At 39.8% G+C, this 17,907-nt stretch carries 24 protein-coding genes; 3 read left to right on the top strand and 21 right to left on the bottom strand.

What is annotated here, in order from left to right; genetic code table 11:
• Positions 1–12 precede the first annotated feature (12 nt).
• From rplE to rpsJ, 14 genes are all read right to left on the bottom strand, one after another.
• Complete coding sequence (gene rplE, locus BMX26_RS06275; RefSeq protein ID WP_075530590.1) at positions 13–555, bottom strand: 50S ribosomal protein L5; 543 nt, start codon at positions 553–555, stop codon at positions 13–15.
• 28 nt (positions 556–583) lie between these two features.
• Entirely contained in the window at positions 584–901 is a 318-nt protein-coding gene (rplX, locus tag BMX26_RS06270) for a 50S ribosomal protein L24 (protein ID WP_075530589.1), read from the bottom strand.
• Between the two features lie 33 nt (positions 902–934).
• The gene (rplN, locus tag BMX26_RS06265; protein WP_004050293.1) at positions 935–1,303 is read right to left on the bottom strand and encodes a 50S ribosomal protein L14; all 369 of its coding nucleotides are present in this window, start codon (positions 1,301–1,303) and stop codon (positions 935–937) included.
• 62 nt (positions 1,304–1,365) lie between these two features.
• Positions 1,366–1,632: a 30S ribosomal protein S17 gene (rpsQ, locus tag BMX26_RS06260; protein ID WP_075530588.1), complete on the bottom strand. Its 267-nt coding sequence runs from the start codon at positions 1,630–1,632 to the stop codon at positions 1,366–1,368.
• A 26-nt stretch (positions 1,633–1,658) separates the two neighbouring features.
• On the bottom strand, positions 1,659–1,853 hold the full coding sequence (gene rpmC, locus BMX26_RS06255; RefSeq protein WP_075530587.1) for a 50S ribosomal protein L29: 195 nt from the start codon (positions 1,851–1,853) through the stop codon (positions 1,659–1,661).
• A complete protein-coding gene (gene rplP, locus BMX26_RS06250) occupies positions 1,843–2,274 on the bottom strand; it encodes a 50S ribosomal protein L16 (RefSeq protein WP_075530586.1) in 432 nt (143 codons plus the stop codon). Before rplP ends, rpmC begins: the two co-directional genes overlap by 11 nt.
• 3 nt (positions 2,275–2,277) lie before the next feature.
• Positions 2,278–2,934, bottom strand: coding sequence for a 30S ribosomal protein S3 (gene rpsC / locus BMX26_RS06245; protein ID WP_003692949.1), 657 nt, complete (start codon positions 2,932–2,934; stop codon positions 2,278–2,280).
• Between the two features lie 13 nt (positions 2,935–2,947).
• Positions 2,948–3,295 carry a 50S ribosomal protein L22 gene (rplV, locus tag BMX26_RS06240; RefSeq protein WP_075530585.1) on the bottom strand — a complete coding sequence of 116 codons (348 nt, stop codon included), beginning with the start codon at positions 3,293–3,295 and terminating at the stop codon, positions 2,948–2,950.
• Between the two features lie 18 nt (positions 3,296–3,313).
• Entirely contained in the window at positions 3,314–3,595 is a 282-nt protein-coding gene (gene rpsS, locus BMX26_RS06235; RefSeq protein ID WP_004050313.1) for a 30S ribosomal protein S19, read from the bottom strand.
• A 46-nt stretch (positions 3,596–3,641) separates the two neighbouring features.
• Positions 3,642–4,475 carry a 50S ribosomal protein L2 gene (gene rplB / locus BMX26_RS06230; protein ID WP_075530584.1) on the bottom strand — a complete coding sequence of 278 codons (834 nt, stop codon included), beginning with the start codon at positions 4,473–4,475 and terminating at the stop codon, positions 3,642–3,644.
• 26 nt (positions 4,476–4,501) lie between these two features.
• Complete coding sequence (gene rplW, locus BMX26_RS06225; protein ID WP_075530583.1) at positions 4,502–4,789, bottom strand: 50S ribosomal protein L23; 288 nt, start codon at positions 4,787–4,789, stop codon at positions 4,502–4,504.
• Entirely contained in the window at positions 4,789–5,412 is a 624-nt protein-coding gene (gene rplD, locus BMX26_RS06220; RefSeq protein ID WP_075530582.1) for a 50S ribosomal protein L4, read from the bottom strand. The genes rplW and rplD overlap by 1 nt, the downstream gene beginning before the upstream one ends.
• 25 nt (positions 5,413–5,437) lie before the next feature.
• The gene (rplC, locus tag BMX26_RS06215) at positions 5,438–6,058 is read right to left on the bottom strand and encodes a 50S ribosomal protein L3 (protein ID WP_075530581.1); all 621 of its coding nucleotides are present in this window, start codon (positions 6,056–6,058) and stop codon (positions 5,438–5,440) included.
• Between the two features lie 32 nt (positions 6,059–6,090).
• Positions 6,091–6,399 (bottom strand): 30S ribosomal protein S10, encoded by a 309-nt coding sequence (gene rpsJ / locus BMX26_RS06210; RefSeq protein WP_143454873.1) that lies wholly within the window; start codon positions 6,397–6,399, stop codon positions 6,091–6,093.
• A 284-nt stretch (positions 6,400–6,683) separates the two neighbouring features.
• Here rpsJ and BMX26_RS06205 point away from each other — a divergent pair, with 284 nt between their 5' ends.
• The gene (locus BMX26_RS06205; protein ID WP_075530579.1) at positions 6,684–7,229 is read left to right on the top strand and encodes a cysteine hydrolase family protein; all 546 of its coding nucleotides are present in this window, start codon (positions 6,684–6,686) and stop codon (positions 7,227–7,229) included.
• A gap of 311 nt (positions 7,230–7,540) precedes the next feature.
• Here the strand turns inward: BMX26_RS06205 and BMX26_RS06195 are convergent, their stop codons facing one another.
• Genes BMX26_RS06195 through BMX26_RS06180 form a run of 4 tightly spaced genes read right to left on the bottom strand, consistent with a single transcriptional unit; the run spans position 7,541 to position 12,298 of the window.
• Positions 7,541–8,689 carry a hypothetical protein gene (locus BMX26_RS06195; protein WP_075530577.1) on the bottom strand — a complete coding sequence of 383 codons (1,149 nt, stop codon included), beginning with the start codon at positions 8,687–8,689 and terminating at the stop codon, positions 7,541–7,543.
• Between the two features lie 2 nt (positions 8,690–8,691).
• A complete protein-coding gene (locus BMX26_RS06190; RefSeq protein WP_075530576.1) occupies positions 8,692–9,861 on the bottom strand; it encodes an ATP-grasp domain-containing protein in 1,170 nt (389 codons plus the stop codon).
• Positions 9,858–11,114 (bottom strand): ATP-grasp domain-containing protein, encoded by a 1,257-nt coding sequence (locus tag BMX26_RS06185; RefSeq protein WP_225355217.1) that lies wholly within the window; start codon positions 11,112–11,114, stop codon positions 9,858–9,860. Before BMX26_RS06185 ends, BMX26_RS06190 begins: the two co-directional genes overlap by 4 nt.
• Before the next feature lie 11 nt (positions 11,115–11,125).
• Complete coding sequence (locus BMX26_RS06180; protein ID WP_075530575.1) at positions 11,126–12,298, bottom strand: MFS transporter; 1,173 nt, start codon at positions 12,296–12,298, stop codon at positions 11,126–11,128.
• A 169-nt stretch (positions 12,299–12,467) separates the two neighbouring features.
• Between BMX26_RS06180 and BMX26_RS06175 the strand changes: the two genes are divergently transcribed.
• Entirely contained in the window at positions 12,468–13,646 is a 1,179-nt protein-coding gene (locus BMX26_RS06175) for a hypothetical protein (RefSeq protein WP_075530574.1), read from the top strand.
• 305 nt (positions 13,647–13,951) lie between these two features.
• Complete coding sequence (locus BMX26_RS06170; protein WP_075530573.1) at positions 13,952–14,677, top strand: GSCFA domain-containing protein; 726 nt, start codon at positions 13,952–13,954, stop codon at positions 14,675–14,677.
• A 63-nt stretch (positions 14,678–14,740) separates the two neighbouring features.
• On the opposite strand, the gene fusA is transcribed toward BMX26_RS06170, so the two are convergent.
• The 3 genes from fusA to rpsL all read right to left on the bottom strand — a co-directional run bounded on the left by fusA (position 14,741) and on the right by rpsL (position 17,884).
• On the bottom strand, positions 14,741–16,831 hold the full coding sequence (gene fusA, locus BMX26_RS06165) for an elongation factor G (RefSeq protein ID WP_075530572.1): 2,091 nt from the start codon (positions 16,829–16,831) through the stop codon (positions 14,741–14,743).
• 97 nt (positions 16,832–16,928) lie between these two features.
• The gene (gene rpsG / locus BMX26_RS06160; protein WP_075530571.1) at positions 16,929–17,399 is read right to left on the bottom strand and encodes a 30S ribosomal protein S7; all 471 of its coding nucleotides are present in this window, start codon (positions 17,397–17,399) and stop codon (positions 16,929–16,931) included.
• Between the two features lie 65 nt (positions 17,400–17,464).
• The gene (gene rpsL, locus BMX26_RS06155) at positions 17,465–17,884 is read right to left on the bottom strand and encodes a 30S ribosomal protein S12 (protein WP_075530570.1); all 420 of its coding nucleotides are present in this window, start codon (positions 17,882–17,884) and stop codon (positions 17,465–17,467) included.
• Positions 17,885–17,907 lie beyond the last annotated feature (23 nt).

Raw genomic sequence — 17,907 nt, 5'->3', positions numbered from 1 at the left:
TGTTATACCCCCTTATTTTGCGAATGGCATTCCGAGTTGTGTCAAAAGTTCGCGTGATTCTTCATCTGTTTTAGCAGTTGTAACGATAACGATGTCCAAACCACGAACTTTGTTAACATTATCAAAATCAATTTCAGGGAAGATCAATTGTTCACGTACACCCAAAGTGTAGTTACCACGGCCGTCAAAGGCACGCTTGCTTACACCGTGGAAATCACGCACACGAGGCAATGAAACTGAAACTAATTTGTCCAAGAATTCATACATACGTTGACCGCGAAGAGTTACCTTGGCACCGATTGCCATACCTTCACGTAAACGGAAACCAGCGATAGACTTTTTGGCACGTGTAATAACAGGCTTTTGACCTGAGATAAGTGTCAATTCTTCGACAGCTTCATCCAAATTCTTAGCATTTGTTACAGCATCACCAACACCCATGTTGATAACGATCTTATCAATCTTTGGAGCTTGCATGATTGACTTATAACTAAATTTTTCCATCATTGATGGAACGATTTCTTTATCATATTTTTCTTTTAAACGGTTGACCATGAAGAATATTTCCTCCTTTCCTAACTAATTAGTCTTTAAATTCGATTGTGTTGCCGGATTTCTTTGAAACACGGACTTTTTTGCCGTCAACAACCTTGAAGCTTACACGAGTTGCTTCGTTTGTAGATGGGTCGATAAGCATAACGTTAGAAACATGAATTGGTGCTTCTTCTTCAACGATACCACCATTTGGGTTAGCGTTGCTTGGCTTTTGATGCTTCTTAACAAGGTTTACGCCTTTAACAACTACACGGTCTTTACCAGGGAATACGCGAACAACTACGCCTTCTTTACCCTTGTCTTTACCGGCAATAACTTTTACTTTGTCATTAGTTTTGATGAACATTCTGCTTGTGCACCTCCTTGCCCGATAATGGTTTTACAATACTTCAGGTGCTAAGGAAACAATCTTCATGAAGTTTCCGTCACGCAATTCACGAGCAACTGGCCCGAAAATACGTGTACCCTTAGGTGACTTGTCATCACCGATAATTACAGCGGCGTTTTCATCAAACTTGATGTAAGAACCATCTGCACGGTGTGCACCAGACTTAGTACGAACAACAACAGCCTTGACAACATCGCCTTTTTTGACAACGCCACCTGGTGTTGCTTGTTTAACAGTAGCAACAATAATGTCACCGATATTTGCAGTCTTCACACGAGAACCGCCCAAGATCTTGATAACCAAGATTTCACGAGCACCTGAATTATCAGCGACTTTCAAACGACTTTCTTGTTGGATCACAGTATGTGACCTCCTTTCGCTATTAGATAGATCAGAATACGAATGTTAGTTGATTATCAAAATTAGATAATAACTGCTTTTTCAACGATTTCTAATAAACGGAAACGTTTTGTAGCTGACAATGGGCGTGTTTCCATAATTTTGACGATATCGCCAACTTTTGCTTCGTTGTTTTCGTCATGTGCTTTGTACTTCTTGGAATACTTAACACGTTTGCCATAAACTTTGTGGTTAACATAAGTTTCAACAGAAACTGTGATAGTTTTATCCATCTTGTCAGAAACGACACGTCCTTGGTAGACTTTGCGTTGGTTACGACCTTCACTCATTCGTGGTTAGCCTCCTTTTCGTATTCTTATTTGTTTAATTCTTTTTGACGCAATACTGTCTTAATGCGTGCAATTGACTTGCGAACTTCCTTTAAGCGAGCAGTATTTTCTAATTGACCGGTAGCTAATTGGAAACGCAAGTTGAATAATTCTTCTTTGAATTGCTTTTCTTTTTCAAGCATTTCATCAGTGGTTAATTCATTAAGTTCATTAATCTTCATTTGATTCGCCACCTACCTCACGTTTTACAAACTTTGTCTTAACTGGGAGTTTGTGTGATGCCAAACGGAATGCTTCACGAGCAACTTCTTCAGAAACACCGGCAATTTCAAACATAACCTTGCCGCGCTTAACTGGTGATACCCAGCCTTCTGGAGCACCTTTCCCAGAACCCATACGAACACCGATAGCCTTAGCTGTGTAAGACTTGTGAGGGAAAATCTTAATCCAAACTTTCCCACCACGCTTCATGTAACGAGTCATCGCAATACGAGCTGCTTCGATTTGACGGTTGGTAATCCAGTGGGATTCAACTGCTTGCAAACCGTATTCGCCGAATGCTACTTCTTTACCGCCTTTTGCTTCACCACGCATCTTACCGCGAAATTCACGACGGTGCTTTACACGTTTTGGTACTAACATAGATTATTTCCCTCCTTTGCTGTTATCTTTCTTTTCTGGCAAAACTTCGCCACGGTAGATCCATACCTTAACACCAAGTTGGCCGTATGTTGTACGAGCTTCAACCCAAGCGTAATCGATATCTGCACGCAATGTGTGCAAAGGAACAGTACCTTCTGAGAAACGTTCAACACGGGACATATCTGCACCGTTCAAACGACCAGCAACTTGAACCTTGATACCTTGTGCGCCAGCACGCATTGTACGTTGGATAGCTTGCTTCATAGCACGACGGAAAGCAACACGGTTTTCCAATTGTTGTGCAATGCTTTCGCCAACAAGCTTAGCATCCAAATCAGGCTTCTTGATTTCCACAATGTTAATGTGTACTCGCTTGCCTGTCAAGTTATTTAATTCTTTACGAAGCTTTTCAACTTCAGAACCGCCTTTACCGATAACCATACCAGGCTTTGCAGTATGGATTGAAACGTTAACACGCTTTGCTGCACGTTCAATTTCAACGGTAGAGACAGAAGCGTCGGCTAACTTCTTTTCGATGTATTTACGAATGTGTAAATCTTCGTGAAGGTTTGATGCAAAGTCTTTTTCAGCGTACCATTTTGCATCCCAGTCACGAATGATACCAACACGTAACCCTGTAGGATTGATTTTTTGACCCACGCGTTATCCCTCCTTATTTAACAGATACAACAACTGTGATGTGACTTGTGCGCTTGTTGATTGGAGAAGCGGAACCCTTTGCACGAGGACGGAACCGTTTCAAAGTTGGTCCTTCGTTAGCATATGCTTCGCTTACATACAAATCTTCGACATCCAAGTCAAAGTTGTTTTCTGCATTTGCAATTGCAGATTTCAATACTTTTTCAACTAAGTAAGCACCGGATCTTGGTGTGAACTTCAAGATACCCAATGCTTCAGCAACACTTTTACCGCGGATAAGATCGATCACAAGACGTGCTTTACGTGCAGGGATTCGAACTGTCTTGGCAGTTGCTTTTGCTGATGTTACTTGTTCAGCCATGTTTTATCCTCCCTTGTATTACTTCTTGCCTGTCTTCTTATCGTCTGCTGCATGGCCATGGAATGTACGAGTTGGCACGAATTCACCCAACTTGTGACCTACCATATCTTCTTGGATGTAAACTGGAACATGCTTACGTCCATCGTACACAGCGATTGTGTAGCCAATGAAGCTAGGGAAGATCGTGGAACGACGTGACCATGTCTTGATAACTGACTTCTTTTCTTGATCAGCTTGTGCTTCAACCTTTTTCATCAAATGTTCATCGACGAAAGGTCCTTTTTTCAAACTACGACTCAAAGTATGTCCTCCTTTCGGAACATTAACCGCCTTTTGCGGCTACGAATTATTTCTTATTACGACCGCGAACGATCAACTTGTTAGAACGAGCTTTCTTAGAACGAGTCTTATTGCCGGCTGTCTTCTTGCCCCATGGTGACATAGGTGATGGACGACCAACAGGTGCTTTACCTTCACCACCACCGTGTGGGTGATCGTTAGGGTTCATTACGGAACCACGAGATTGTGGACGCTTGCCCATCCAGCGTGAACGACCAGCTTTACCGATGTTAATCAATTCGTGTTGTTCATTACCAACAGCACCGATTGTAGCACGGCAAGTAACAAGGATCATGCGAACTTCGCCAGAAGTCAAACGAACGATTGCGTATTTGCCTTCCTTACCAAGCAATTGAGCTGATGTACCAGCTGAACGAACCAATTGGCCGCCCTTGCCAGGCTTAAGTTCGATGTTGTGAATAACAGTACCAACTGGGATGTTTGCCAATGGCAAAGCATTACCTACCTTGATATCTGCATCCTTACCTGATTGAATTTGTTGGCCAACTTTGAGGCCCTTTGGTGCAAGGATATATGATTTAACACCATCAGCGTAAACAACTAATGCGATGTTTGCGGAACGGTTTGGATCATATTCGATTGCCTTAACTGTTGCAGGAACGTCATCTTTAATACGCTTGAAATCGATCAAACGGTATTGACGCTTGTGACCACCGCCACGGTGACGTACTGTGATATGACCGTAAGAGTTACGACCTGCAGTCTTGTTGCTCTTAGCAAGCAATGACTTTTCTGGTGTAGTCTTTGTGATTTCAGCGAAATCTGAACCAGTCATGTTACGACGACCGTTAGAGGTTGGTTTGAATTTCTTAATCCCCACTGTGTTTCCCTCCTGGTTAATTTATTTTATTCTTCGTCGAATAATTTAATTTCTTTTGAATCAGCAGTCAAAGTAACAATAGCCTTACGACGCTTCTTTGTGTAGCCTTCGTAACGACCCATGCGCTTCTTCTTGCCTTTAACATTCATAACGTTGAGCTTAGCAACTTTAACTTCGAAGATATCTTCAACAGCAGCCTTGATTTGAGACTTAGTTGCGCGTGTATCAACGTCAAATGTGTAACGTTTGTTGTCCAATTCAGCCATAGAAGCTTCTGTGATAACTGGACGTAAAATTACATCGCGTGATTCCATTATGCAAGAACCTCCTCTACTTGAGAAAGAGCTCCCTTTGTGATGACCATCTTGTTGTTGTTAACAACATCCAAAACGTTCAAGCCCTTAGCTGGGATTACTGTAACGTTTGCCAAGTTGCGAGCAGCAAGTGCTGCTGTCTTGTTGTCATCTTCAAGAACTACTAAAACTTTTGTCTTAACGTCTAAGTTATTCAAAACTTCAGCAAAAGCCTTTGTCTTTGGTGCGTCAAAGCTAAGTTCTTCAACAACAACTAAGCTTTCGTCCAAGACCTTTTGAGAAAGGACGGACTTGATAGCAAGACGACGAACTTTGCGTGGAAGCTTGTATGCATATGAGCGTGGTGTAGGGCCAAAGACTGTGCCACCGCCTACCCATTGTGGTGAACGGATAGAACCTTGACGAGCACGACCAGTACCCTTTTGCCGCCATGGCTTCTTACCACCGCCGCGAACTGCGGAACGGTTCTTAACAGCGTGTGTACCTTGACGTAATGATGCACGTTGCATAAGCACTGCATCAAAAACAACATTGTTATTTGGTTCGATACCGAAAACTGCGTCGTTCAATGTAACGTCGCCGTTTTGAGTACCATCTTGTTTAAATAATGCTACTGTAGGCATGTTTATTTTTCCTCCCTTCCTCTAATTATTTAACTGTACTCTTGATTGTAACGTATGACTTGTTAGCGCCTGGAACGTTACCCTTGATCAAAAGTACACCATTTTCTGTATCAGCTTTAACAATATCCAAGTTTTGGATTGTTACTCGGTTGCCACCCATACGACCTGGCAATAACTTGCCTTTCATAACACGGTTAATGATAACACCCATTGAACCAGGACGACGGTGGTAACGAGAACCGTGAGCCATAGGGCCACGATGTTGACCGTTCTTCTTGATTGAGCCTTGGAAACCATGTCCTTTGGACGTACCTGTTACATCTACGACATCGCCTGCTTCAAACAAGTCTGCCTTGATTTCGTCACCGACTTTGTAATCGCCAAGCACATCGCGGATTTCACGAACGAAGCGCTTAGGATTAGTATTTGCTTTATCTGCATGACCTTGGGCAGGTTTTGTAACGTTAACTTTACGTTGGTCATCAAAACCAAGTTGGATTGCGTTGTAACCGTCTGATTCAACAGTCTTAACTTGCAAGACAACGTTTGTACCAACTTCAACGACAGTTACAGGAACTAATTCGCCGTTTTCAGTAAAGACTTGCGTCATACCTACCTTTTTTCCTAAGATTCCTTTAGTGGTCATGAGTACACCTCCAATTATTTTATGATTTTAAATTATAATTTGATTTCGATATCAACGCCTGATGGCAAGTCGAGCTTCATAAGTGAGTCAACTGTCTTTGGTGTTGGATTTACGATATCGATCAAACGCTTATGTGTGCGCATTTCGAATTGTTCACGAGAATCTTTGTGCTTGTGTGGTGAACGGAGCACTGTGTAAAGTGTGCGTTCTGTTGGTAATGGAATAGGACCAGAAATTTGAGCACCTGTTCTCTTTGCTGTTTCAACAATCTTGTCAGCAGATTGATCTAAAATGCGGTGTTCGTATGCCTTCAAACGAATACGAATCTTTTGTTTTGCCATTATGTTACCTCCCTCGTCTATTTTAAAAACAAGACTAGCTCCGTGAAAATTACCGCCACACCTGTGGCAAAGCGGCCGGGTGTGTCGCAACCTTTCACATCATAGCTCATTTAAAAAAGTTTAACAACTAAATCTATACCCGTCCCTTGCACAGGTACCTTTCTATGATATTACAAACATTCCAGCAAAGCAAGCAAAAACTTTTTTTGAAAGCGAATTTATTTCACCTTTTATTTTTGATTCGTCATGTTTTATAATTTATTCAGTATATAAGGAGGAATTTTATGAAAGCACTGCTCATTATTGATTACACTAATGATTTTGTCGACGATAAAGGCGCCCTGACTTGTGGAAAAGCCGGTCAAGCTATTGAATCAACATTGGTTGACTTAGCCAATGAATTTCATACCAATGGCGACTGTGTCATTTTCCCCACTGACACTCACCATCTCAATGATCCTTATCACCCTGAAACTAAGTTGTTCCCACCCCACAATATTGCAGACACCTGGGGGCACGAATTATACGGTAACTTAAATACGTGGTTTAAAGCCTACCAAGACTCACCTTCAGTTTACCAATTCGCTAAAAACCGCTACTCCAGTTTTCAAAATACGAATCTCGATAACTACTTGCGTTCTCGCGGAATTACCGATTTATGGCTCAGCGGTGTTTGCACCGACATCTGCGTACTCCACACGGCAATTGCTGCTTACAACCTAAATTATTCTTTGACGATTCCAAAAGATGCCGTTGCAAGCTTTGATCAGGCCGGTCATGAATGGGCCCTGAATCATTTTAAGAACTGCCTCGGCGCAACGATTGTCTGACCTGTCAAATACAGTGCTCAGCCCTCTTTCTACATATGTAGAAAAGATCATGCGAAACAAAACTATATCTCAAATTGAAAAACCGGATGACTTGCAATCAATCGCAAGTCTGATCCGGTTTTTTGTGTATACATGACGATCGCCTTTCATGATGGAAATGACTAAAAATAGTTTGGCGGTAAATTTAAATAAGATTGGTTGAGCAGCACTGTATTTAAGAAATCCGAACGAAGTTAGCCGAAAATCGACCGCTTTCATTCGGTATTTCATTTAATTCAAGTAAGAAACGGGACTTTTTTCCCAACCTCTTTTTAGCAATACTGATTTTTAGGGTCGGTCATCGTATTTTTTGATTTTTCATAGTAAAAGGCAAAACGTTGTTGAATCGTTTCCTTTTTTATTTCGTTTTTAATGCCCAACGTTTCACAAGTTGAAATTACGTCTTCTTTGGTACATCCAAGTTCACCGTGAAGGCTGTTGAATAAAGTCTCATCAACGATTTTGACCGATCTCAATCTCTTCTTAAGCGTTCGCAGGCACTGTCTTTTGTTTTTAACGAATTTTTTCTCACGTTCGCTGAGATAATCCCGGCAGTTTCCGTCAACGACTCCGTTTTGACAAAAAACGGTCATCATCTGTTCAAAGTCGATTTCCTTTGTCAGACATTCTTGGAAGAGTTCTTTTTCAAGTCGTTTGAGCGTGTACCCCTGCTTATTGTTGCTCTCAAAAACAAGCCTTCGTAAATGATCAATCGCATTCAGATTGCCTAAGACAAAGTTAAACGTCCTTTTGTCATCAATAATCTTTATGAGAAATTCATCTCTGCAGTTTTCATAAATCTTCAAATCATAAAGAAAATCACCATCATCCATGATCATTTTGATTCTTTCAGGATAAATCACGCTGTCAAGCTGAAAGTTTTTCTTTTGATAATTGACCAAAACGAAGTTCGCAACGGTAACCACGCCGCCCTTATAAGCATAAATCACCTTGATATAGTAATGAATCCCGTCAAAAGGAAGCTTGCAGACAAGTCTGTTTTTATCAATGACGATCGTTTTTTCTTCAGGAATCTGATTGTCGCCAAATAATGCGACCACGCTTGCGTCATCCGGAATAATATAGTAGACGTCAGTTTCATTAAGTCCTAATTCGTCAATCAAAAAACCATTTACGCAATTTTTCAATTCACCCAAGCTGGCGGAGAACGAAAAATCATGGATGCTGACCAGCTTCTGCAAAGGCGTCGACAAGGGATTGACCAAATTTTGCGGAAAAACGTTGCGAAAACAATCCTGAACCTTAAAGCCTTTAAAGCGCTTTTCTTCAAGATAGTTATCTTCCAAATCTTCAAATGGAGAAAATGTAAACAAGTGATTATCATTTCTTATCAAAGGACTGGGGGCCAATTCAACGTACCCTTGATTGATGCACCACTTTTCAAACAATTCGTTAAACAAATCTATGCCTCCTCAATCATTTTGCCAATTTTTTCTGATGTTCGATAGATGCTTTCAATGTCGGCTTCTGCAAACATGATCAAACACAACAGGTCAGAATTTCCCGTTGCGCCTTTCTTTGATGAACTTCCGTACTGGATGCACTTGAATCTTGCTCCAAGCAGTTTTCCCATGTTTTCGGGAATTGCCGTATGGTTGGCATATATTCCGACAACTGCTGCGGCTTGCTTTGGCTGCGGGATTTGCTTCATTTTCAAAGATTGTTTTCCGTTTTTCAACTCCCAGTAGTTTTTGCGATAGTCCTGGCCAAAAGCTAGTTCCACTATTTCCGGAATATGCCATCCCCCAAAGCGCGCTCCGACTTCACAAAACGTCAGCACATCCGTGACGGAATTATAGAACCATTCCATATGAAACGCAATCGTTCCCTTACCGTTGGTCAATATTTTTAAAACTTCTGCGGTATCTTCTTTCAACCTTGATATTAATGAAGGATTTTTCCAATAATTCTCATTCGTGTGGATTATCGTGTATTTTTCAATATCGCAATTTGAAACCTTGTTCGAATATTGATTGGAGAAGAATTGAATCAATTCGTTCTGATAAAAAACGCCGTCACAAGTAAACATTACATCATAATCAACCGCTTCTTCCAAAATAAGCTCGTCATCCGCCGCAAGATTTGCCCTTGTCCGTTCAAACTCAAACTGATTCGTATAAAAATCGACCCCAAGCGACGCCTCTGCTCTTCTCGGCTTGATTACGCCCTTTTCCGGAACTTTTTCAGCTGAAATTTCCGGTGTCATCGCAACAAAATCAGGTTGCTCGATTTTTCCTTGAAGCACGGAACGCATATAGTATTTGTCCTTAAACAATGCCAAAGTCGGCTTGTTTTTTTCGCCAAAAAAATAATCATTGATTACATCGATCCATTCAATATCATTTTCCTTGAGCGTAAAAACTTCATCAAAATCCGAAAACTTTTCAACCAGATCTTGGACAATCCTGAAAACGTGTTTGAAATCTATGCTTTCTGCAATTTCGATCTTTTCTTTCAAAAAGCCTAGTTTCAAGTACCTCTCAAAAGCATTGGCCGTCGTGATGACATATCCGTCAAAATCAGGATTAAACCCGATTGTAGTCGGTGAATATGTATAAACAAATATTTTCACTTTTTCTCTTCCTCTTCATAAGCACTGCTAAAATCAACCCATTCGTTGATTTTCCTTAATTCGCGCAAAATTCCATCAGTCGTTTTACCAAATACGGAGACGGCAGCAATCGCGTCAACGCTTGAATGTCCGTAATCGTATTTTCTGCCCGTACGTCCATAAATATAGTAATCATATGCATTTTTTGAAGGCACGTCAAACAACGATTGCGGCGGAAGCTTTGTCAGCACCCCTTTTCCCGGTGCCGTTAAAACAAAACCGCAGCGTCTTTTCGAAAGTTTTCCATCAATTTCTTTCAAGAATTCATTTGAAGAATCATGACCCGTCATGTGTTCCAACAAAATTTTGTCAGGATCGATTCCTAAATTGTACACGAACTCTTGATTGATCCTTCCACCGCCGATTCTTGATCCGACTTCAAGAAAAGTTGCTTTTTTCCCATCATGAAATGCTTCCAAATGGACGATTGTGCTTTGGGGCGTTGGCATCGCACGCAAAACGTCTTCAGTCAGTTTTTTCAAATCCAAGGCGATTTTTGATGTCTGCTCAATCTGAATGCTTGCAATCGATTTTTGATCCTGATAACAGAGCGGAGTATTGAAGTACTTTGAAACGACCGAATATTTGATTTCGTTATCCAAAACCAACGCGTCAATGTGGTAGACATCGCCTTCGACAAAGGTTTGCGCGATATAATTCGAAAGGTCGGCCTTACTGGTCAAATCACCCAATTCATCAGTTTTTTTGATTACGAACGTATCTACCGATCCGGCTCCAAAACGCGGTTTTAAAACCACTGGAAATTTATCTTCCAGTTTCAAAACGTCCTCGATTCCTTCAACTTTAAACGTCTGCGGAACGTTTAGCGACAATTCGCTCGAACAAAGCGTTTCATACATTGTCCATTTATCTCGAAAAGCTTTTGCGCTTTTAACGCTCTGACCATTGATTCCCAATTCTTCACGCAACCGAGCTGCAGGCAGAATCATCTCTTCCGTGTATGCGAAAACAATGTCAATCTTATTTTCGCGATTGATTTTAAGCCCGTTCCAAATAACGTTGTCATCAGTAAATGCTTCAATTGACTTCACTTGGCAAAATTCATCCTGATTATTCAATTTCAGCATCTTATTCATGTTGTTTTCATATTTTGTTTGAGTCAGGATCGTAACCCGCTCGCTTTTGAGTCCGTCCAACCAGCCACAAAGATTCATATATCCTTCTCTTAGCGGTGAAATTATTAAAACATGCATTGTATATCCCCCTACTCTATATTTCTTATGATGATTCTTTTTTTCATTATGATCCAAAGAAGATTCATACTTGATAGTCCAAGCGCGACAACTACCAATAACCACTTCCATGAAAAATCAAGCAGATGCCCAAACAAAAATGATGCGATTGGCAAAGCCAGATTGGCAATCAAATACGTCGTCGAAAACGTTTTACCGATATATTTTTGTTCAACGTGCGTTTGGATCAAACTTTGAAGTGCAATATTATACCTTGTTATGATTGCGGCCAAAAAGAACATTGCCAAAATGAGCGCTGGAGCTGAAATGGCAAACAACATCGCCATAAGCAACCCGCACGAAATGACCAAGCCGAGTCGTTCAACCCTTAGCGAAGTATCCAGCTTGATTTTCTTGATCGACAAAGCACCGATTATGCCTCCAACAGCCTGACATGAAATTGCAACACCGTAAGCGGAAGCATTATGCAAGATTTTGGTCGTAAAATAAGGCAGCCAAACATTGATTCCCGACAGGAAAAAATTAAGAATGAAGCCTGACAAGGCCATAAACAGCATCGGTCCGCTGTTTTTAATCAATTTTATGGTTCCGAGATACCCGTTCGAATTTCCGGCCGTTTTTACACCATCAGCTTTCCGCAAACCAACCATCAACAAGGCACATAAAACAAACGATAATCCGTTTAAAAGCAACGCACCTTCCAAGCCGATAAGCTTTTTTGCAAAAAGCCACGTTGCTGCTGGCGGAATCAAAACCGTACAAAGCTGAGATGCAAAAGTTATGCTTCGATTGAATGCAACTATTCGTGTCTTCTCAACGCTGATTGACGTGATGGTCTTAAAAAGCGGCGAACTGAGATAGCTGCCGATGTTCAAAAGAAATACCAGCAAATAGACCGTCAGTGGGTTGCCAATCAGCTGTTTATGCTCTAAAAATGCAATGCCGCATACCAAAGAAGATACTGCATTTATCATGATCAAAACCCGCAGCCTAAATGAGCTGTCCGCTAAGTATCCGCCAATAAATGAACAAATCGCTGCTGCAAGCGTCGTGAATGCCATTGTATTCCCCAATATTTTGGCTGAACCAAATATCTGGACGACCCACAAATCAATCACTGCATTAAAAAATAATGTCCCGGCCGTCGAAATTGTTTTCGACGACAGTAATGCTTTTTCCACCATATCACCTTCAATAAATAGAAATTATTCTCGGAAAGTCACGATTATTTCGTTAATGTGAAATAATTGTGTTGACTTTATCTTTGGCAGTGTTAAAATATCATTTGTATTAATCAAGCGCTCATAATTATATCATTTTCATCTTATTATTCAAGTTAAAAAGAGGCTTATTATGAAAATAAAATTAATTAAAAATAATTCTATAGCAGATGGACGTGAGAAAAAGATACGAATAGAGGGAGATAAAATATCTTCCGTACATATTCTATTGCAATCTCTTTTCGTAACAAATAGAAGAATTCGTATAAAGAACATCCCTTTTTGCCTAGACTTTTTTCGTATTGTAAACTTTATAGAAAAAAATAACATAGGTAAAATTCATATTGACAAAGAAGATAGGTCTCTAGAAATTATATCTCTAAAATCAATAAAAGATCTTTCGCCATTAAATAAAGTAAGTAGAGCAAGTATTGGTATGATCTCTAGTTTAGTACTCAGAAATGGTTTCCTTGAATTTTGCAAGCCAGGAGGATGCACCTTTTCCGAAAGACCGATTGACGCACACCTTAATTTGTTGAAAGAAATAGCCACTTTGGAATATTCTGCAAGCAATAACTACTATATAGCCAATAGACTGTCAACGTTGCCACCAAAAATTAATTGTAATTGTTATACAGGTTGCACATCAAGTATAGGTGTATTCTTTAATTCCTTACTAATGGCATACTCATATCCTGGTGAAATTAGTATCTATGGATTTCCAAAAGAAAGTTCTGTTAAAGAAATGCTATCTTTTCTTTCCTTATCAACAAATAGGACATACTATGTTAAGCATAATCACCTTATTATTAGGAAGGTTGATAAGATAATTTTCAAGAACTGCGAATATTCCTTGTGTCCCGATACAACAATGGCGATGTCCTATATTTTGTTAAACTACAATATATTAGACACTCTATCTCTCAAAGGGATAACTACAAATTGCTTTATTAATTCTCAAATTGAATTTCTGAAAAAAATTGGTATCAAATTGATTGATGACCAAAGAAGCGTTAAATTAATCAAAAAAGATATTGATATAATTGAACATCCACTAGTTGTCCGCTTTGATCAATATCCAGATATGATAACCGATTTAAACCCTATAATCACTAGTTTCTTAGCTACGAAAAATATTGAAAGCTTGATAGTTGATTATACCTATAACGAAAGGTATTCTCATATTCCACCTTTAAATAGTATGGGTATAAGTCTTGATATACTAAATAAAGGTATAGTGGGCCATACTAATAATAAGAATTGTATTGAAATAAAATACAAGCTCCTGACATACGTGCAGGTATGGCTATAATTTTATCATTTATGTTAAATAGCAGTTATAAAGAAATTATCATTGAAAATTTTGAACAAATCCTTAGAGGATACGGTAATGTTTTAACAATGTTAAACAAGGTAGGTGTTAAATTTGAAAAATGCATATAGAGATAATGGGATATTTTTCTATACAGACAATGATTTACAATCTTTTTGGTCAAACAATAAATTGTCTAAATTAGGAAAAATTAATATCACTTTCATAGGCGCATGTACAACCCGCAACACGCACAGATATATATCCATGTATGCAGATAAGTCCAAAATATTATCTAGAGACCCATGGGAAATCTCTTCAATCCTCCTGTAATATTAAACGAGTTGAAGAGGATTTGTTTAAACTCTTCTGATAAGGAGTACTTATACTTCGATGGTGAAAGTTATACCGATGAATTGCGACCATGGATAAAATCTAACGACATTGAAACATGCATTTCACTTAATAACAAATACAATACAGCGCTCAGAAAAATAATATCAGAAACAAATATTTTGTATTGTAATTTAGGATCTGCAGAAATATGTAAGATAGATGATCATGTTTTCAATAAGATACCTCTTCATAATATTAAAAATATGAATATTACCAGTCAATTTCTTAGCACACAAGAAATTGAAGATATATTGCATAGTATTGTAAGATATTTAACATTGATTAATCCAGAAATTAATATATTGTTTTCAATACCTTTTTTAGAGCATAAAGCGAGTGCTATACGAGAAAATTTAAATATAACTACGTTCAAAAGTACTGTTGCTATATATAAAGCCATCAGTAACTCATTTCCCGATAGTTACTATCCAGAGTATGAATTATCACAGTACGTAGTCGGAAAGATCAAAGATGGATTACAGCTTGACGGAAGACATTTCACAGCAACAGCTGTTTCTATATTAGCTAAAAATTTACTTACTTCATTGCAAATTTCCATTTGTGACACTAAAAATAGTTTCTGGGTTCCTAAGGTAGATAAATTTGGAAAAATAATAGGTAAGTGCTATTTATAATTTTCCGCACAAAAAAACACGTCCCGCATTTCTGCGAAACGTGCTTTTTTAATTCACTAAGAATTAGGCTTTAGCACCATTTTTCTTGATGATTTCTTCTTGGATTGACTTTGGAACTGGTTCATAGTGATCCATTGTCATAGTAAATGTACCACGACCTTGTGTTGCAGAACGCAATGTTGTTGCGTAACCGAACATTTCTGCCAATGGAACAAAGGCATTAACAACTTGTGCGTTACCACGAGCTTCCATACCTTCAACACGGCCACGACGAGCTGTAACGTGACCCATAACATCACCCAAGTTATCTTCTGGAGCAACGATTTCAACCTTCATGATTGGTTCAAGGATTACGGCGCCAGCCTTTGGAGCAGCGTTACGCAATGCCAAGGATGCAGCAACCTTGAAAGCAGCTTCGGAAGAATCGACTTCGTGGTAAGAACCATCATAAAGTTTTGCCTTAACATCGATAAGTGGGTAGCCTGCCAAGACACCATTTGCCATAGCTTCACGCAAGCCTTGTTCAACAGAAGGAATGTATTCACGAGGAACAACACCACCGACAATGGCGTTTTCGAATTCGAAACCTTTACCTTCTTCATTTGGTGTAAATTCAACCCAAACATCACCGTATTGACCTTTACCACCAGATTGGCGAACAAATTTACCTTGTGCGGAAACTTGCTTAGTAAATGTTTCACGGTAAGCAACTTGTGGTTCGCCGACCTTAGCTTCAACGTGGAATTCACGCTTCATACGGTCAACGATGATATCCAAGTGAAGTTCACCCATGCCGGCGATAAGTGTTTCACCTGTTTCAGGGTTTGTTTCAGCCTTGAAAGTAGGATCTTCTTCAGCAAGTTTTTGCAAAGCAATATCCATCTTGTCTTGGTCAGCCTTGGATTTTGGTTCAACAGAAACTTGGATAACTGGATCAGGGAATTCCATTGATTCCAAAATAAGTGGATGCTTTGGATCTGTCAAGGAGTCACCAGTTGTAGTGTCCTTAAGGCCGATAGCAGCAGCGATATCACCAGAGAATACTTCTGGGATTTCTTTACGGTGGTTAGAGTGCATTTGGAGCAAACGACCAACACGTTCACGCTTGCCTTTAGTAGCGTTCAAAACATATGAACCAGCTTCCAAAGTACCTGTGTAAACACGGAAGAATGTCAAACGACCAACGAATGGGTCAGTAGCAATCTTGAATGCCAAACCTGCAAATGGCTTGTCATCGTCAGCAATCAAATCTTCTTCTTCATCAGTATCAGGATTTGTTGCCTTGTATGCTTTAACATCAAGTGGTGATGGCAAGTAGTCGTTAACACCATCAAGCATCATTTGAACACCCTTGTTCTTGAAGGCAGAACCTGCAAAGACAGGATATACTTCCAAGTTCAAAGTTGCTTTACGGATAGCAGCCTTGATTTCTTCTTTAGAAATTTCTTCACCGCCAAGGTATTTTTCCATGATTTCGTCATCAACATCAGCCAAAGCTTCAATCATAGCATCACGACGGTTTTCAGCTTCTTCACGATATTCTTCAGGAACATCAACTGTATCCCATTTTGAACCAAGTTCATCTTCATCATAAAGGTCAGCCTTCATTTCGATCAAGTCGATAACACCTTCGAATTGATCTTCAGCACCGATAGGCATTTGAACAGGCAATGGGTTTGCTTGCAAACGATCCTTGATTGTGCTTACAGAGTAATCGAAGTCGGCACCAATCTTATCCATCTTGTTAACAAAGACGATACGTGGAACGCCGTATGTTGTAGCTTGACGCCAAACATTTTCAGTTTGTGGTTCAACACCAGATTGAGCATCCAAAACAACAACCGCACCATCAAGAACACGGAGAGAACGTTCAACTTCGACAGTGAAGTCAACGTGCCCTGGGGTGTCGATGATGTTGATACGGTGGTCTTTCCATTGAGCTGTTGTAGCAGCTGATGTGATTGTGATACCACGTTCTTGTTCTTGTTCCATCCAGTCCATTTGTGAAGCACCATCGTGTGTTTCACCAATTTTGTGAATCTTACCTGTGTAGTACAAGATACGTTCAGTAGTTGTTGTCTTACCAGCATCGATGTGGGCAACAATACCGATGTTACGTGTTTTTTCCAATGGGAATTCACGCTTGTTTGCCATTTGAGATTTCTCTCCTTCCAATAGTTAATAATGTGACATTACTCTTAAAAAAATGACTATCATAGGATTATGAAAATCATATAATAGCCATTTCAAATTACCAACGATAATGTGCGAATGCGCGGTTGGCTTCTGCCATCTTGTGTGTATCTTCGCGTTTCTTAACTGATGCACCTGTGTTGTTTGCAGCATCCATGATTTCGTTTGCCAAACGTTCTGACATTGTGTGTTCGCCACGTAAACGTGAGTAGTTTACCAACCAGCGAAGACCTAATGTTGTACGACGATCTGGACGAACTTCAATAGGAACTTGGTAGTTAGAACCGCCGACACGACGAGCTTTAACTTCCATCACAGGCATAATATTCTTCATTGCTTCTTCAAAGACATCAAGTGGTTCGTTACCTGTCTTATCCTTAACAATATCAAATGCTTCGTATAAAATCTTTGATGCTGTCCCGCGCTTACCGTCTAACATCAAACGGTTGATCAAGCGTGTAACCAATTTTGAGTTATAAATTGGATCTGGGAGCACTTCGCGTTTTGAAACGCCACCTTTTCTTGGCATTACAATGACCTCCTCAAATTCTCGTAAGTGTTTTCGTTAATTAAATTTAATTTTGAAGTATCAGATTACTTCTTTTGCTTTGGTCTCTTAGCACCATACTTGGAGCGTGATTGCATACGACCATCAACACCGGCAGTATCAAGCGCACCACGGATGATGTGGTAACGAACCCCAGGTAAATCCTTTACACGGCCGCCACGAATCAAAACAACAGAGTGTTCTTGCAAGTTGTGGCCGATACCTGGAATGTAGGCTGTAACTTCAATCAAGTTTGACAAACGAACACGAGCGTACTTACGCAAAGCTGAGTTAGGCTTCTTTGGTGTCATTGTGCCGACACGAGTAGCAACCCCACGTTTTTGTGGAGCAGGATTGTTTGTTTGTACTTTCTTGTAACTATTGTACCCAAAGTTTAAAGCTGGGGAATTAGATTTTGAACCTTTAGATTGACGACCTTTACGAACTAATTGGTTAATTGTAGGCATCTAAAGCTTCCTCCTTCCTGATT

Source organism: Ligilactobacillus sp. WC1T17 (genome assembly GCA_900110005.1).
In the GTDB taxonomy this organism is placed as follows: Bacteria; Bacillota; Bacilli; order Lactobacillales; family Lactobacillaceae; genus Ligilactobacillus; species Ligilactobacillus ruminis_A.
This window is presented reverse-complemented; position numbering and strand designations above follow the sequence as displayed.

Coding starts and splice junctions, on each gene's coding strand:
- rplE (WP_075530590.1), bottom strand. CDS start 555: ATGGTCAACCGTTTAAAAGAAAAATATGATAAAGAAATCGTTCCATCA.
- rplX (WP_075530589.1), bottom strand. CDS start 901: ATGTTCATCAAAACTAATGACAAAGTAAAAGTTATTGCCGGTAAAGAC.
- rpsQ (WP_075530588.1), bottom strand. CDS start 1,632: ATGAGTGAAGGTCGTAACCAACGCAAAGTCTACCAAGGACGTGTCGTT.
- rpmC (WP_075530587.1), bottom strand. CDS start 1,853: ATGAAGATTAATGAACTTAATGAATTAACCACTGATGAAATGCTTGAA.
- rplP (WP_075530586.1), bottom strand. CDS start 2,274: ATGTTAGTACCAAAACGTGTAAAGCACCGTCGTGAATTTCGCGGTAAG.
- rplV (WP_075530585.1), bottom strand. CDS start 3,295: ATGGCTGAACAAGTAACATCAGCAAAAGCAACTGCCAAGACAGTTCGA.
- rplW (WP_075530583.1), bottom strand. CDS start 4,789: ATGGAATCACGCGATGTAATTTTACGTCCAGTTATCACAGAAGCTTCT.
- rplD (WP_075530582.1), bottom strand. CDS start 5,412: ATGCCTACAGTAGCATTATTTAAACAAGATGGTACTCAAAACGGCGAC.
- rplC (WP_075530581.1), bottom strand. CDS start 6,058: ATGACCACTAAAGGAATCTTAGGAAAAAAGGTAGGTATGACGCAAGTC.
- rpsJ (WP_143454873.1), bottom strand. CDS start 6,399: ATGGCAAAACAAAAGATTCGTATTCGTTTGAAGGCATACGAACACCGC.
- BMX26_RS06205 (WP_075530579.1), top strand. CDS start 6,684: ATGAAAGCACTGCTCATTATTGATTACACTAATGATTTTGTCGACGAT.
- BMX26_RS06185 (WP_225355217.1), bottom strand. CDS start 11,114: ATGCATGTTTTAATAATTTCACCGCTAAGAGAAGGATATATGAATCTT.
- BMX26_RS06180 (WP_075530575.1), bottom strand. CDS start 12,298: ATGGTGGAAAAAGCATTACTGTCGTCGAAAACAATTTCGACGGCCGGG.
- BMX26_RS06175 (WP_075530574.1), top strand. CDS start 12,468: ATGAAAATAAAATTAATTAAAAATAATTCTATAGCAGATGGACGTGAG.
- BMX26_RS06170 (WP_075530573.1), top strand. CDS start 13,952: ATGGGAAATCTCTTCAATCCTCCTGTAATATTAAACGAGTTGAAGAGG.
- fusA (WP_075530572.1), bottom strand. CDS start 16,831: ATGGCAAACAAGCGTGAATTCCCATTGGAAAAAACACGTAACATCGGT.
- rpsG (WP_075530571.1), bottom strand. CDS start 17,399: ATGCCAAGAAAAGGTGGCGTTTCAAAACGCGAAGTGCTCCCAGATCCA.
- rpsL (WP_075530570.1), bottom strand. CDS start 17,884: ATGCCTACAATTAACCAATTAGTTCGTAAAGGTCGTCAATCTAAAGGT.